The sequence below is a fragment of the Saccharospirillum sp. genome (assembly GCF_039982735.1).
Lineage (GTDB): Bacteria > Pseudomonadota > Gammaproteobacteria > Pseudomonadales > Natronospirillaceae > Saccharospirillum.
Map to the genome: position 1 here is coordinate 1 of NZ_JBDWXV010000011.1, position 15,140 is coordinate 15,140.

14 protein-coding genes and 1 tRNA gene are annotated in these 15,140 nt (G+C 58.0%); 7 read left to right on the top strand and 8 right to left on the bottom strand.

Annotation, left to right across the window (positions count from 1 at the left end; genetic code table 11):
* Nucleotides 1-30 precede the first annotated feature (30 nt).
* The 5 genes from ABJT94_RS08240 (at nt 31) to ylqF (ending at nt 6,097) form a co-directional block, all read left to right on the top strand.
* Nucleotides 31-107: transfer RNA gene (locus tag ABJT94_RS08240), tRNA-Asp, on the top strand.
* A 342-nt stretch (nt 108-449) separates the two neighbouring features.
* Nucleotides 450-2,468: an NADPH-dependent 2,4-dienoyl-CoA reductase gene (locus ABJT94_RS08245; protein WP_348475786.1), complete on the top strand. Its 2,019-nt coding sequence runs from the start codon at nt 450-452 to the stop codon at nt 2,466-2,468.
* Between the two features lie 359 nt (nt 2,469-2,827).
* Complete coding sequence (locus ABJT94_RS08250) at nt 2,828-4,258, top strand: hypothetical protein (RefSeq protein ID WP_348475785.1); 1,431 nt, start codon at nt 2,828-2,830, stop codon at nt 4,256-4,258.
* Nucleotides 4,255-5,187 (top strand): pyridoxal-phosphate dependent enzyme, encoded by a 933-nt coding sequence (locus ABJT94_RS08255; RefSeq protein WP_348475784.1) that lies wholly within the window; start codon nt 4,255-4,257, stop codon nt 5,185-5,187. Before ABJT94_RS08250 ends, ABJT94_RS08255 begins: the two co-directional genes overlap by 4 nt.
* A gap of 37 nt (nt 5,188-5,224) precedes the next feature.
* Nucleotides 5,225-6,097 carry a ribosome biogenesis GTPase YlqF gene (gene ylqF / locus ABJT94_RS08260; protein ID WP_348475783.1) on the top strand — a complete coding sequence of 291 codons (873 nt, stop codon included), beginning with the start codon at nt 5,225-5,227 and terminating at the stop codon, nt 6,095-6,097.
* Nucleotides 6,098-6,106: 9 nt separating this feature from the next.
* Here ylqF and ABJT94_RS08265 read toward each other — a convergent pair whose 3' ends face one another.
* The gene (locus tag ABJT94_RS08265) at nt 6,107-7,045 is read right to left on the bottom strand and encodes a histone deacetylase family protein (protein ID WP_348475782.1); all 939 of its coding nucleotides are present in this window, start codon (nt 7,043-7,045) and stop codon (nt 6,107-6,109) included.
* Between the two features lie 95 nt (nt 7,046-7,140).
* On the opposite strand from ABJT94_RS08265, the gene ABJT94_RS08270 reads away from it, so the two are divergent.
* Both ABJT94_RS08270 and nudC read left to right on the top strand, forming a co-directional pair.
* The gene (locus ABJT94_RS08270; RefSeq protein WP_348475781.1) at nt 7,141-9,843 is read left to right on the top strand and encodes a GNAT family N-acetyltransferase; all 2,703 of its coding nucleotides are present in this window, start codon (nt 7,141-7,143) and stop codon (nt 9,841-9,843) included.
* Nucleotides 9,844-10,659, top strand: coding sequence for an NAD(+) diphosphatase (gene nudC / locus ABJT94_RS08275; RefSeq protein WP_348475780.1), 816 nt, complete (start codon nt 9,844-9,846; stop codon nt 10,657-10,659). It abuts the gene before it with no gap.
* A gap of 25 nt (nt 10,660-10,684) precedes the next feature.
* On the opposite strand, the gene ccoM is transcribed toward nudC, so the two are convergent.
* The 7 genes from ccoM to ccoS all read right to left on the bottom strand — a co-directional run bounded on the left by ccoM (nt 10,685) and on the right by ccoS (nt 15,123).
* A complete protein-coding gene (gene ccoM, locus ABJT94_RS08280; RefSeq protein WP_348475779.1) occupies nt 10,685-10,807 on the bottom strand; it encodes a cytochrome c oxidase subunit CcoM in 123 nt (40 codons plus the stop codon).
* Nucleotides 10,808-10,944: 137 nt separating this feature from the next.
* Nucleotides 10,945-11,685 (bottom strand): fumarate/nitrate reduction transcriptional regulator Fnr, encoded by a 741-nt coding sequence (gene fnr, locus ABJT94_RS08285; RefSeq protein ID WP_348475778.1) that lies wholly within the window; start codon nt 11,683-11,685, stop codon nt 10,945-10,947.
* Between the two features lie 115 nt (nt 11,686-11,800).
* Nucleotides 11,801-12,757, bottom strand: coding sequence for a tRNA 2-thiocytidine(32) synthetase TtcA (gene ttcA / locus ABJT94_RS08290; protein WP_348475777.1), 957 nt, complete (start codon nt 12,755-12,757; stop codon nt 11,801-11,803).
* 113 nt (nt 12,758-12,870) lie between these two features.
* Nucleotides 12,871-13,413, bottom strand: coding sequence for an adenine phosphoribosyltransferase (locus ABJT94_RS08295; protein WP_348475776.1), 543 nt, complete (start codon nt 13,411-13,413; stop codon nt 12,871-12,873).
* Nucleotides 13,414-13,480: 67 nt separating this feature from the next.
* Nucleotides 13,481-14,062 carry a gamma-glutamylcyclotransferase family protein gene (locus tag ABJT94_RS08300; RefSeq protein ID WP_348475775.1) on the bottom strand — a complete coding sequence of 194 codons (582 nt, stop codon included), beginning with the start codon at nt 14,060-14,062 and terminating at the stop codon, nt 13,481-13,483.
* A gap of 177 nt (nt 14,063-14,239) precedes the next feature.
* Nucleotides 14,240-14,884, bottom strand: a complete 645-nt coding sequence (locus ABJT94_RS08305) for a sulfite exporter TauE/SafE family protein (RefSeq protein ID WP_348475774.1) — start codon at nt 14,882-14,884, stop codon at nt 14,240-14,242.
* Nucleotides 14,881-15,123 (bottom strand): cbb3-type cytochrome oxidase assembly protein CcoS, encoded by a 243-nt coding sequence (gene ccoS, locus ABJT94_RS08310; RefSeq protein ID WP_348475773.1) that lies wholly within the window; start codon nt 15,121-15,123, stop codon nt 14,881-14,883. Before ccoS ends, ABJT94_RS08305 begins: the two co-directional genes overlap by 4 nt.
* Nucleotides 15,124-15,140 lie beyond the last annotated feature (17 nt).

A 15,140-nucleotide genomic window follows, 5' to 3' on the forward strand; every position in this document is an offset into this window, starting at 1 on the left:
TTCGATCCCGTTCACACCCACCAATACCGTGGAGCGGTAGTTCAGTTGGTTAGAATACCGGCCTGTCACGCCGGGGGTCGCGAGTTCGAGTCTCGTCCGTTCCGCCACTTCTCTTAAAGAAGAAGTGAAAAAGGTAAAAAAGGGAAGGTAAGACCAAGGTCGCGAGCTGGAACGCCAGCCCGGTCGGTTCTCGTCCGTTCCGCCATTTAATCCCAAGTTCCAAAGAAAGCCCCTGGTCGAGAGCTGGAACGCCAGACCGATCTTTTCTCTTCTAAATCTCCTGCTTCCCCTATATTCCTCTGTTCTGTTTCGAAGAACTGTCTCTGACTAACCCGTCTGGTCTGAATTGACTTCCTCATCCCTGGTATAAACTTGCTTGACTCAATCTATCGCCTATGGTGCTATTACTCGATTAAAACGATCGTTTGAAACGGATGATAGGTTTCGCTATGACCCAGACATACCCCGCTTTGTTCACGCCATTGGATGTAGGCCCTTTCAAACTCAAGAACCGGTTCCTGATGGGGTCGATGCATACGGGTCTTGAAGAGGCCAAGCAAGGTTTTGAGCACATGGCGGCGTTCTATGCCGAGCGAGCCCGGGGTGGAGTGGCGTTGATTGTAACGGGTGGCATTGCACCGAACGACGAGGGGGTTACTTACCCGGGTGCGGCCAAACTGACCAGCGAAGCTGAGGTGGCGTCGCACCGTGTAATTACTGAGGCGGTGCAGGCCGAGGGTGGCCGTATTTGCCTGCAAATCCTGCACACCGGTCGATATGCCTATGTTCCTAACAATGTCTCGGCATCAGCCCTGCAGGCGCCTATCAACCCCTTCAAACCACGCGAACTGTCCGGTGAAGACATTGAGCAAACCATTGCCGACTTTGCCCGCTGTGCCCGCCTGGCGCAGCAAGCAGGGTATGACGGGGTAGAAGTGATGGGGTCGGAAGGGTATCTGATCAATCAGTTCACCACATTGCGCACCAATCAGCGTGACGATGAATGGGGCGGCGATATCGAGCACCGCATTACGCTGGCCGAGCGCATTGTGCGGGCGATTCGTGACGTCTGCGGCGATGATTTCCTGGTGATTTACCGCCTGTCGATGATTGATTTGGTGGAAGACGGCAATACCTGGGATGAAATTGTGCTTCAGGCCAGGCTGCTGCAGGCAGCCGGAGTCAATTTGTTGAATACCGGCATCGGCTGGCATGAGGCGCGGGTACCGACGATCGTCACCTCAGTGCCCCGGGCTGCGTTTGCCCGGGTTACCGAGCGCATTCGCAAGGAGGTCAGCATACCCGTCGTGGCGTGCAACCGGATTAATACCCCTGAGATCGCTGAGACCATCATTGCCTCCGGTCAGGCCGATATGGTCTCCATGGCGCGTCCCTTTCTGGCGGATTCAGACTTCGTCAACAAGGCGGAGCAGGGCGATGCAGAGGCGATCAACACCTGCATTGCCTGCAATCAGGCCTGCCTCGATCACATTTTTGAGATGAAACTGACATCCTGTCTGGTCAACCCCCGCGCTTGTCGTGAGACAGAGCTGAATTATCTTCCGGTGACGCAAGCCCGGCGCATTGCCGTTGTAGGCGCCGGCCCTGGTGGGCTGGCAACAGCGACCGTTGCTGCGCAGCGGGGGCATCAGGTTACCCTGTTTGATGAACATGACGACATCGGCGGGCAGTTTAATCTGGCAAAACGAATTCCCGGCAAGGAAGAGTTCTACGAGACCTTGCGCTATTTCCGGGTTCAGCTGGAGCGGAACAAGGTCGATCTAAAGTTGGGGCAGCGAGTGACCGCGGCCGACCTGGCCCACTTTGACGAGGTTGTGGTCGCCACCGGCATTGTACCGCGTACGCCGGCTATCCCCGGCATTGACCACCCGATGGTGGTGTCTTATACCGACCTGGTCAGTGGAGCTGTCGCGCCGGGCAATCGGGTCGCTGTTGTTGGCGCTGGCGGTATTGGCTTCGACGTCAGCGAGGTGCTGATTCACGGTGATCAGTCACCCAGTCTCGATATCGATGCCTTTTCCCGGGAGTGGGGCGTAGATTTATCCGTCTCAGGTCGTGGTGGCCTGGTAGCACCTCAACCGGAACCAAGCCCGCGCGAGGTCTGGTTGCTGCAGCGCAAAGCCAGCAAAATGGGTAAAAACCTGGGTAAAACAACGGGCTGGATCCATCGAGCCACCTTGCAAGCCAAAGGCGTCCACTTTGTAACCGGCGCAGACTACCAGCGTATCGATGATGAGGGCCTGCACCTGATGGTTGATGGTGAGTACCGGTGTTTACCGGTCGATCAGGTCGTCATCTGTGCCGGTCAGGAATCGCGCCTGGAACTGTTTGATGACCTCGCGCAACAGGGCGTCGAAGCACACCGTGTCGGTGGGGCGATGCAAGCCGGTGAGCTGGATGCCAAGCGGGCTATCCGGCAAGGGTCCGAACTGGCCGCATCGCTTTAGAAAGACAGTTGCTCACATGAATCACCGCCCTGTCGGCGGTGATTCATGGTCATCTTGCCGTAAAATCCTCTGCCGTTTTCCTCTACAAGCTTGCCCAATCGACATTTTTTCCACAACATTGGTCACACTCTGACGTTTTGATCCCTAAATGGCCGTTCAAGTGACGATCAGGTCACACTTCCGGTGACTTTCAGGGGGTAGACTTGTGCGTCTGGGGTCACTCTCTGAAATTACGTATGCTAGGCATGCGTGCTACTCTGAGGCTCGGGCAGATTGGCCTGACGGGCATGGGTCTTTTAGTGGCGAGGGGGTCAGACCCGGTTGTTGTTAAAGGGTGTGGGGATGAATAGAGGTAAGGTATGGCATATCGCAACAGCAAAGAATTGATCGAAGCGGTCTTTTTCTTTGGGCGCAAGGGCATCACCAAAGAAATGCGTTATACCGAGTTCGAAGCCGTACTTGATGGTGTGGTCGGTATGACTGGCCTGTCGTCGCGAGAGGTTCAGGCTGCCTATCTTAAAATCACCCCATCGCTTGAAGTCCACAGCGTTGTTCTCTTTCTGATTGAGTTCGACGATCGCGGCTTTGCCGATCAGGACTGGAACATTCCGCTGCGTCATCTGGCGGACACCGCCGGGCCGGGGCCGGATCTTGGCCAGGGCCCTATTCGCCTGGCCTGTCGCAGCCAATGTTCAGTGTCCTGGTATCAGCGCGAACTCTGGGAGCCCAAGATACGCGACGGGCTCAACCATTTTCAACTGATTCACGAAGCCGTCAGGCGCAACAAACTGGGCATCATAACCGAAGATGAGCCCTCGAAACCCATGCCGGCACCCGCTGCCAAAGCCCCGGCAGACCCGCCCACGATCAGCGAGCAAGTGGACGACGTTGGCGACTTCGAAGACCTGCCGGTCATTTCCGACCAGGTGGAACCCCAGGCACTCACCGGATACAGCGAAGCAGACCTGAAAGCAGAGCTGGCCAAACAGGCCCGGGAATATCAGGAAAAGCTCGCCTTACTGACGCGTCGCCAGAAACAACGTATTCATGGGCTGGAAGAACAGCACAAGGAAGAGGTTGAGCAGGTTAAACGGGCCATGCGCAATGAAGCCCAGACCTATCGCAACCGTATTCAGGAACTCGAGCAGCAAACCAATCAGTCCAGCGTACTGGGCGATAAACTCCAGAGCAGCTTTCGCAAGCTGGAGCGGGACAACCTGGTGTTGCAGGAGCAGTTCGATACCCTGAAAGAGCGTCACGATGAACTGAAAACAGAACATTTGGCCGCCTTGCATTCCCAGCAATCCTCCACCGCCGATGAGCAGGACAAGGTGGTTGCGTTGAAAGAGGCATTGACCGAAAAGAATTTTGAGATTGATGAGCACAAAGAAGAATTGCGCAAGGCCGAGGCCAGGATTCAGGCGTTGACCGAGCAGGTCGCTGAACTCGAACAGAGCGAAGACAACAACGATGACCTGATGGAACGGCTGGATGGGCTCGACCTGGTGTTTGTGGCCTATCACCCCGGTGCTGGCCACATCAGCATGCCTTCACGGCAACTGGCCGATTATCTGGAACGGCCGATGGCGTTTGCTGCCCAAAAGTGCGGCGTCACGCTGGAGCAATACAAAGCCTGGCTGGTTCACTACGACAGCCCGGAATGCAACGAATGTGGTGTGCCGGTTAAGCGTGTCGACCAGCCCAGTGACTTTGAATCGGGCACTCACAACTTCTGCTCCCGGCACCGTGTGGTGTCCGGAAACGTCACGGCATTTCGCAAGTCCAGTTGACCCGGAGCAGTAACCAGGAAGCGGTCGCCTCGTCCGGCGTTCCCCGCCTGCCTGCAGAGCCCAGCCAACTGGTTATCGACCGAACCCCCTGGGCGACATCACCGCTGGTTTTCACTATCCGTGGCGACCGTCTTCACCCCATTATTTCCGGTAACAAGTGGTTCAAGCTGCGTGCCTGGCTGGTTCGAGCCGAACAGCAGGGTGCACGTCATCTGGTGTCGGTTGGTGGGCCCTTTTCCAATCACCTCCATGCCTTAGCCTATGCCGGATATGTGATGGGGCTAGCGACAACAGGGTGGGTGCGAGGGCCAGAGCCTGTGACCTGGTCTGCCACGCTTCTCGACTGCCAGCGCTGGGGCATGAAGCTGCACTTCATCGACCGTGAGCACTATCGGCAACGCGACAGCAGTGAATTTGCAGCCTGGGCTTGCCACAGCCTGGAAAACGCCCTGTTCATTCCCGAAGGGGGCTGGTCACCGCACGCGATCGACGGCTCTGGCGCCTGGTGGCGACTGGCTGGAACCGATCTGGATGCGCTTGTCTGCCCGGTTGGGTCCGGAACCACTCTGGCTGGGCTGGTGCGCACCGCGCCGGAATCAACCCGTATCATCGGCATACCGGTGTATCGCGACCCGGATCACTACATCTCTCTGATCGGAAAGCTCGCCTCAGTGGGTGTTCAGCCTGGCAGCTACACCCTCTGGACAGGCGCTGCAGGCAAGGGCTTCGGCCAGGTAACCGAGAAACAAACAGCCTTTATGGCCGATTTTGAGCAGCGGGAGGGCATTGAGCTGGACCCGGTCTACACCGGTAAAACCTTTATGGAACTGCAGCAACGTCTGAACGACGACCCGGGTCTGGTCCTGCAACGCCTGGGCATTCTGCATACCGGCGGCTTGCAGGGACGGCGCAGCCAGACCGGGCTGTGATACACTGCGCGTTTTTAAACCGCAGGTAACAGGCTCGATGGCAAAAATTAACTGGTTCCCTGGGCACATGAACAAGGCCCGGCGACAAATCAAAGAAATCATGCCCGCCATCGACGTGGTGATCGAGGTGCTGGACGCTCGCCTGCCAAAATCGAGCATGAACCCGGTGATCGCCAAAGCCCGCGGAGACAAACCCGTGGTGCGCCTGTTGAGCAAGGATGACCTGGCCGACCCGGAGGTTACCGAAGCCTGGCGCCGCTACTACAGCGATGACGTTAACATGACGGTCTTGCCCATCGTAATGACCGACCGCCGCCAACTCGCACGAATTCCCGATCTGTGCCGAAAACTGGCGCCATACCGGGGTGGTATCGGCAAGCCGGTACGCGCCGTGGTGGTGGGCATCCCCAACGTTGGTAAATCGACTCTGATCAACGGGCTGGTTGGGCGTCGCATTGCCAAAGTCGGCGATGAACCGGCCGTCACCCGTCGGCAGCAACGCATTCAGATCGCCGACGATTTCACCCTGATGGACACGCCCGGGATCATGTGGCCATCACCGGAATCGGAAGTTGGCGGCTACCGTCTGGCAGCCTCCGGCGCGATTCGTGATACCGCCGTCGAATATGAAGACATTGCCCTGTTCGCGGTCGATTATCTGATGCAGCGTTATCCTGAACGGCTGATCGAGCGCTACAGGTTAGACAATATTCCCGACGGTGCGATGGAATGTATGGAAGCCATTGCCCGTAAACGCGCCTGCATTAAAGGTCGCGACGTCGACTGGCACAAGGTCAGTGAAATTATTCTGAAGGAAATGCGCAGTGGGGTACTGGGCCGAATCAGCCTGGAGGAGCCTGACCGGGATGTGCCGTATCGTGAGCTTGATGTGGATCCACACGCGATCTGAATGAGCCGGTCAACCTTTGGCGTCTAGCCCCATCATCGCCCGAATGTGTTGTTCAGCTGAGGCGGCCAGGGCTTTGAGGTGATAGCCGCCCTCCAGCATTGAGACGACACGTCCCGAACACAGCTGCTCGGCCTGCTCCATAATCACCTGGGTGATCCAGTAATAATCCTCGGTCTGCCAGTTCAACTGACCCATGGGGTCGAGTGTGTGGGCATCGAAGCCTGCGGAGATGAAGATCATCTCGGGTTTGTGGGCCTGGAGTGCAGGCTTCCAGCGGGCTTCCCAGTCGTCCTTAACATCATCGATGGTGGCGAAAGCGACCTGAGGGGTCAGGATCATGTGCGGGTGCTCACTTTGCCAGTGAGTATTGGGGTAGAAGGGGTGTTGAAAGCTGCTGCACACCAGTACGTCGGGTTCATCGGTGAAGGCTTCGATGGTGCCGTTGCATTGGTGGACATCAAAATCGATAATCGCCACGCGTTTCAACCCATGGTGTTGGCGAGCGTGCTGGGCGGCCACTGCAATGTTGTTGAAAAAGCAGAACCCCATGGTGGCAGCGGGTTCGGCATGATGGCCGGGCGGGCGGGCGGCGCAAAAAGCCCGCTGATACTGGCCAGCCATGATATCGTCGACGGCCTGAATGCCGGCCCCGGCCGCGCGGTAGCTCGCTTCCCAGGTATAGGGACCCATCAGCGTATCCGGGTCTGCCTGAATAAGGCCGTGTGAAGGGCTGATGCGTTCCAGCTGCTCAACGTAAATCGGGTGATGTACTCGCAGCACAGCTTCTTTGCTGGCCAGAGGTGCATCGCGGTGATCCATTTTCTGGCTCAGTCCGCTGGCTTCCAGCTGATTGAGAATGGCATCCAGACGCAAGGGCGACTCGGGATGGTCGTTTCCCATATCGTGCAGGTGGTAAACCGCATGATGGAGTAAGGCTGTTGGAATCATCAGGCAACACCGTTGAAAGGCAAGGCAGTATACGACTACATTAGGCGAGGGGCCACTGCGCACCCCGCCCAAACCCCTTCTACTTTGGTGGTAGCATGCCCGACCTGAGCAACTTCTTTCAACCCAAGAGCATCGCCGTCATCGGGGCATCGGAGCGGGAAGGCAGCATGGGCGCGGTGGTGATGCAGAACCTGCGCCAGAGTGAGTACCCGCACCCGCTGTATGCCGTGAATATCAAAGGCTATGCCAGCGTTTTTGGTTATCCGGCGTTTCGCTATGTGCGTGAAATTCGTGATCCGGTTGATCTGGCGGTCATCTGTTTGCCGCCCGAATCGCTGATGCGGGTATTACGCCAGTTAGGCCGGGTCGGCATTCGGGCCGCTATTATACTGACCGGCGGCCTGTCCCGCCGTCAATCGCTGGGTACCGCCCGCAACGAGCGCATTCTGACCCTGGCCCGGGAACTGAATATCCGCATTCTAGGCCCCAACTGCCTGGGCATTCTGGTGCCCGATGAACACCTCAACGCCAGCTTTGCCCACCTGAACGCGCTGCCCGGGCCATCGGCCTATGTTGGCCATTCGGCTTCACTGGGTTCGGCCCTGCTCGACTGGGCCGGTGCCCGGGGCATCGGTTTTTCCCATTTCATGACGGTGGGTTCGAGCGCTGATCTGCGCATTTCCGATATTGTCGATCATCTGTCGACCGATCGCCGGGTACGATCCATTCTGATTCATCTGGAGCACATCCGTGATGCCAACCGATTGCTGATTGCGATGCGGGCCGCTGCCCGCTCCAAGAAAGTGCTCGCCATCCGCACCCAGGCCCGGCGCAGTGTGCCACCGGGCTTGCTCGATCGGCGGCCGGTGGACGACGAATACTTCAACCGTGCCGGTGTATTGCAGGTCGACAGCGCCGATGGCTTGTTCAGCGGGCTGGAAGTGCTGTCGCGGGCGCGTCCGCTGCACCGGGCGAATCTGGCCATAATCAGCAACGGTCTGGGCACGGCCATGCTGGCCAGTCAGCAATTGCAGGCCCTGGGGGGCGAGCTGGCTCACATTGAGGATCACAAGGCGAAGTTACCAACCCTTTGGTACGCTGAGGAGACCGGTTACAACCCGGCGATTCTGCCGCCCGAATCTACCGGGCAGGATTATCTGGATGTATTGAAAGTACTGGAACGGGACCCGGCGATCGGCGGTATTCTGGTCATCCACAGCCCCAACCAGCGTTCTGACAGCACCGACGTAGCCCGGTTACTGCAGCCCTACATCAAACGCAGTCGACGCATGTTTCTGACCTGTTTTATGGGCGGCGTCAGCATTGTCGAGGCGCGCAAGCAATTCGACAAAGCCGGATTGCTGAATTTCGATTCACCCAACGATGCGGTTGAAGCCTTTTTCACCGTGGCCCGGCACGAGCTGGCACAGGAGCGCCTGCGTGAAACGCCCACATCAACGTCACTGGGTTTTACCCCGGACCGCCAGCAGGGGCAGGACCTGTTCCGGCAGATTGAAGACCAGAAGCGCCGCTACTTTACCTGGGCCGAAGCCCGGGCGCTGATGCGACTCTATGGCTTTTCCCTGGTCGACAGTACCTTTGGCGTCGATTTTGACCAGGTGGTGCAGCGCCTGACGCCGAGGTATTTCCCGGCGTCTCTGCGTCTGGTCCATGAAGCCTATTGTTATCCGTTTGCTTACAATGAGGCCCCCTCAGAGCGCTGGCGCGGTGTGCGCATTGAACTGGCTGATGAAGGTGCGTTGCGCGAAGCCCGTGAATCGCTCGCCGCCGAGAAAGCCGAGCAGTTTCCAACCAGTCGCACCCTGGGCTGGGGCGTGCAGCCGATGCGACGCAAGATCGATCATCTGCAATTCAGCCTGGGTATGACCCGGGATGACGATTACGGCCCGCTTATTTTATTCGGTGAGGGCGGTTCCCGGGCCGACATGCTGGCCGACCGGCAGGTGGCGTTGCCGCCGCTGAACAGTTCACTGGCCCGACAAATGATCATGCGGTCACACGGCTATCAGGTACTGGCCGAGCGCAGCGACAATCTGGAGCAGGACCTGACCCAACTGGTGCGGGCACTGAAGGCTCTGTCGCAGATGGTGATCGACTGGCCTCAATTGGCCGGGCTGGAAGCCAACGTGCTGCTTCAACCCGGAGAGGGCTTGCTGGTGATTGGCGTGGCCGCCTGCATTGGCGAACCACAGCGGCCAGCATTGAACCCCTATCCGAGCGAACTGATCGAGACCGTTACGCTGAAAAAAGACCAGTCTGTTATTCTGAGGCCGATACGGGGCGAGGATGAGCCCCAGTTGAAAGCCTTTTACGGTCGCTTTGATGCCGACGCCTTGCGCTTGCGCTTTTTTGGCAGTCGTCTGCATTTTGAACACCGGGAGCTGGCCACCCTGTGCCAGATCGATTACCGCCGCGAGATGGTGTTCGTGGCCTTATCGAAGCGACACATCGTGGGTGAAATGCGGCTGTGGACCGACGTGAATACCAATGAGATGGAATTCGCCATCATGGTCGAATCGGCGTTTCAGGGGACGGGGCTCGGCCGTCAATTGATGCAGAAGACGCTGGATTACGCAGCCGCACAGAGCATTGCCCGCATTGTGGCGGATGTTCTGCCCGAGAACACCCCCATGCTGATGCTGGGGCGCCGGTTTGGCTTCAAGGCTCACCATGAGCAGGATGGAACCGTCCGTCTGACATTGTCGCTGAATGCAACCAGAGACAGGGCTGAAGAGTTGCCGAACCGTCCAGGAAACACCAACAACAGAGGCAAGTAAGTGCTATACGAATTGGGTCAGCACAGCATAGAACTGCCGGGCCATGCACCGGCACCAGCGCCAACCGATCGCCTGATGCTGTGGCAGGGTGATGAACTGGTGTTGAACGGCGACAGCCATATTCACCAGCGCCGTGAGTGCCGTTTTGAGTGGCACCAGGAGGAGTTTGTCGGGTTGCTCGATGGCCATAGCTATTACACCGCCCGCCTGCAATCGAGCAGCACGGTGACTACCCAGGCCCTGCGTGAAGTCGCCTCTGTCAGCGAAACGGCCTTTATGCTGGCTGCTCGCGCCCGGGGTCTGCTCGACTGGCGACGCCAGCACCGCTATTGCGGCCAGTGCGGCCAACCCACCCGGTCACTGGCCGGAGAGCCGGCCATGGTGTGTGAACCCTGCCGGCTGAGGTTTTACCCCAGGGTCAGCCCGTGCATCATCGTGTTGATTACCCGGGGGTCAGAGGTGTTGCTGGCGCAAGGGGTTCGTAACCGCTCGCGTGGCTGGTATAGCACCCTGGCGGGCTTCATCGAAACCGGTGAATCGGCCGAGCAGGCCGTGCACCGTGAGGTGCGTGAAGAGGTGGGTGTTGAGGTGACCAATTTGCGATATCAGGGTAGCCAGACCTGGCCTTTCCCGCATCAGCTGATGCTGGGTTACTGGGCCGATTACGACGGCGGTGACATCCGGCTTCAGGAAAACGAAATAGCCGATGCGGGCTGGTTTTCGCTGGATGCTCTACCAACCGTGCCACCGGGGTTTTCAATAGCCGGCTGGCTGATCAACCGCTACCGCCAGGCCAGGCAGGCGGGGACTGTATAGGTCATCGCCCGGCGCCACCTGAAGCTTATTCGTCGCTTTTGTGGTCGTTGTGCAGGCCCTGATAGACCACGTAGCCCCATATGCCCATAAAGCCGAAGATAAGACCAACGGTCAGCAGGCTTGCGAATACAACAGTGTCCATATACATGATCAGACTCCTCAGTGCTGAATGAATGAAATCAGTATAGGGAGCAGGAGACGTGTGGGGCTTGATGTCTGTCAGGCAAAGCACGCCGGATACTTGATCTGGATCAAGTATCCGGGAGGGTGGTCTGCAGGCTTGGTTCAGGCGCTGATGCCGAGCTCGATGCGTTCGCAGTCAGCCAGGCTGGCGAGGCGGGTCAGGGCGTTGAAGTCTTCAATGACAATGTCTTTGGCGCTGTCACTCTCACCCAGAATGCCCTGCTTCTGAAAGCGGGTGAACACTCGGCTCACCGTTTCCACGGCCATACCCAAGTAGTTAGCGATGTCGCCGCGTGACATGGTTAGCCGGAAGCTGGTGCCGGAGTAACCCCGGCGCTTGTAGCGGGCCGCCAGATTGAGCAGGAATGACGCCAGGCGTTCTTCGGAGCTCTTCTTGCTCAGCAACAGCATCATTTTCTGTTCTTCACGCAATTCCTTGCCCATCAGCCGCATTAAATGACGTCGCAGTTCAGGCATCTGGCCGGAGAGATCGTCGAGCCGGTCGACTGGTATCTCGCAGATATTCGAGGTTTCCAGTGCCCGGGCGGTGGCGGAATAGCTGACGGCGTCGTAACTGTCCAGACCGACCAGCTCGCTGGCGAGGTGAAAACCGGTGATCTGCTCTTCACCTTCCTGGGTCAGTGTATAGGTTTTGATGGTGCCGGTACGAACCGCAAAAATGGAGTGAAAGGCCTCGCCCTGATGGAACAGAATGTCACCTTTCTGCACCGGGCGCCCGCGCCGGATGATGGAATCGAGTTGATCCATTTCCTGGCCGTTCAGCGCCAGCGGCAGGCACAGGGGGTGTAGGCTGCAGGTGTTGCAATGAGTATTCAGCTTCACAGTGTGCTCGCTCCAAGCGATTTGACCCAAGTTACAGGTCTGTTTTGTCTATCGGTCATGGTAGCTGAATCAACGTCTATTACCAGCCCCATGCGGTTAATCGCGAAGGGTGAACTCAGTGTTCACTGTCAGGAACCCAGGTGTTGACCGATGTCTGCGCCATAGGGCTGAATTCTCCGCTATCGCTGACCGGTGCCAGCGGGATACCGGTCGCCTGCAGTGAGACAAAATCGTGCAACGACCGGTCGGCCAGCTGCGTTGGGGCGACGTTTTGAATTGCCCGGAATATGTTCTCAACCCGACCCGGAAACTCTTTCTCCCAGCCCCGTAACATGGCCTTAATCGACTGGCGCTGCAGGTTCTCCTGAGAGCCACAGAGATTGCAGGGGATGATCGGAAACTCCATAAAGGCTGCGTAGCGTTCTATGTCGGCTTCCCGGCAGTAAGCCAGTGGGCGAATGAGCACGTTAGTGGCGCTGTCGCTTAGCAGTTTGGGTGGCATGGCTTTGAGCTTGCCGCCGTGAAACATGTTCAGAAACAGGGTTTCCATAATGTCATCCCGGTGGTGACCCATGGCAACCTTGGTGGCACCGATTTGATCGGCAAAGGCATAAATGGTGCCGCGACGCAGACGCGAGCAAATGCCGCAGGTGGTTTTGCCCTCGGGCACCATATCCTGAACGATGCTGTAGGTATCACGTTCCAGGATGTGGAACGGCACGCCGCGCTGTTTCAGGTAATTGGGCAGAATTTCTTCGGGAAAACCGGGCTGTTTCTGATCCAGATTGACCGCGACCAGCTCGAAATTCACCGGCGCGCTGCGCTGCAGACTGATCAGGATTTCCAGCATAGTGTAGGAATCTTTCCCGCCTGAGAGGCATACCATCACCTTGTCGCCTTCTTCAATCATGTTGAAGTCGGCAATGGCGCGGCCGGTTTCACGGCGCAAGCGTTTCTGAACCTTGTTGAACTCGGTTTTGGCCTTCTTTTCGGCTGCGACGGTCGGCGAGTCTGCAGATGCTTCTGCGAGGAGGGTTGCGTCTGTGGCCGGGTGGTTTGACGTGAGGGTCATGCCTGAATCCATACCTGTGTAGCTGTAGCGACAATGCGGTCGCGTGTTCTACCACCTACGCGTGCAGGGAACAAGTCTTGCGGTAAAAAAGTCTGCTTAACGTACCGTGGTCATCATTTGCCTTCATAGGCCAGTAGGGTGAAAGTGGGAATGCTGGCTTCACCCAGAATCTCGACACCACCCATATCGGGGAGATCCACCACCGCGGCAGCTTCAACCACGCTGGCACCCTGGCTCTGAATCAGTGTGGAGGCGGCTAAAGCGGAACCGCCAGTGGCGATCAGATCGTCAAAAATCAGCACCCGGTCACCGTCGCCACAGCTGCCTTTCTGAATTTCCAGGCTGCGCTTGCCATGGGGCAGGGCAAAGTGCTCGCTGGCGACCTTGCCCGGCAGTTTGCCACCTTTGCGCACCAGGATAATGGGCAGGTTTAACTGGTAGGCGATGATGCTGCCCAGAATGAAGCCCCGGGCTTCCAGGGCGGCAACGTGGGTGATGTCTGCTTCCAGGTAGCGTTCGACAAAGGCGTGAGCGCACAGATGCAAGGCCCGGTTGTCGTTGAACAGCGGGGTCAGGTCGCGAAAGGTGATACCGGCTTTAGGCCAGTCCGGGTAGCTTTTGATCCGGTTTTTCAGGGTGATCTGGTCAAAACGCATCGTGGATTCTCCGGTTCGGTTTGCAAACAAGCCGTCTGGCCGTTGATTTGCTAAGAGTTTAGCAGACTCAGCGACGCGCCCCGATAAGCTCTGGCAGGGTGCGATGCAGCAGGGCATCAATGTCAGGATGTCGGCTGTGATCCGACAGGGCACGTGGATAACCGGGGGCCTGGCGGTCATTGTGCAGGTGCTGCCAGGGCGTTGTCGAGGCGATGAACCGTTCCGCAAAATCCGGGCTGATCGCCAGGCAACCGTTCAGAATCACATCCAGATAGGTTTGCAGTATAGGGCGCTCGGGAATCGGGTCATCCGCGCGGGTGCCAACATAGGCCCACAGCGGTTGATGTATGGGCAGTGGGGTATCACCCAGATTTTCAACCTGGCTCCAATCGATGCGAAGTCGGTCATAGCCGCGTTCACGCAGATCAAAGCGGGCCAGATTGTCGTCATCGACGGCAAAAACCACGCCATTGCAGCGGGCCCGGTCGTCCTGATGCGCGCCCAGGGCCGTGGCACCGTAGTCTGGTACAGGGACGGACCAGCGTCGTGCGATACCGCTCACATCGACGGCGTAGGCCAGACCACTGACCCCGGTTCGGCTGCGGCTGTCTGCACAGATGAGGCTGCCATAGCCAAAAATGTAGTGCATGAATGTCCTCCTAGCAGGTTGTTGAAAAAAGGCTTCCTGCCTTTTCCAAAACACGAGAACCAAAAATTGCGATGTTTGCTTCTCTCACAAAATCAATGACTTGGCAGTCATCAATTTTGCCGGAACGTCCTTGTACCGGTAGCAGGCGGCTGAAATTCTCCGAATTCCATCTGCTTCCTAGTGACCCATGGAAACCGCTTGAAACGCCAGCCAGGCGGCAAAGACCAGCAAACTACCGCCCAGCACCCGGCGCACCCAGGGTGTGTTCAGTCCACGCTGAAAAGGTCTTGCGGCGGCACCGGTCAGCATCATCGCCGGCAGGGTGCCGAACCCGAAACAAAGCATCAGGCCAGCGCTGGCCCAGGGGTTGGCGGCGGTTGCTGCGAAGCCCAGGGCAGAATAGACCAGTCCACAAGGTAAAAACCCCCAGACCAGCCCCAGAGGATAGGCCTGTCGAACGGTTGTTACCGGCAGCCAGCGTTTTGCCAGCGGTTGCAGGCGTCGCCACAGCGGCAACGCCAGCAATTCCACCCGGGTGATCCAGGCGGCAATGTTCAGATAATACAGGGCGATCAGCACCAGCAAGGCCGCAGCAATCAGCCTCAGTGCCGGTATGGTACTGGCCGGTAGCCAGGACAGACCAGCACCGATCAGAAAGCCCAGTCCCGAATAGGTGGTAATGCGGCCCAGGTTGTAGGCGGCCAGTACCGACGTCCCCTTGCTGTTGACCCCGAAGGCTAAGGTCAGGCCGCCACACATGCCCAGGCAGTGACCGGCCGAGATGATACCGATCAGCACAGCGGACAAGGCATCAATCATCATCGCGTCGATGAGTCCTGCTGATCGGCTGTCACGGGTTCAACGGGTTTCGCCGGGCCGTTCCCGGAGCGGGAGCGATCTGGCCGGTCAGGCACCATGTCACTGTCATCGTCAAATAGAATGCGCTGCGCCGGGCTGTCCAGGTCGTCGTACTGCCCGCTGTTGACCGTCCACCAGAACAAGCCGCCGCCCAAGAGCAGCAATAGCAGGCTCACCGGAATCAACAGCAGTAGAATGTCCATGATCGTGCTCCGTTTAC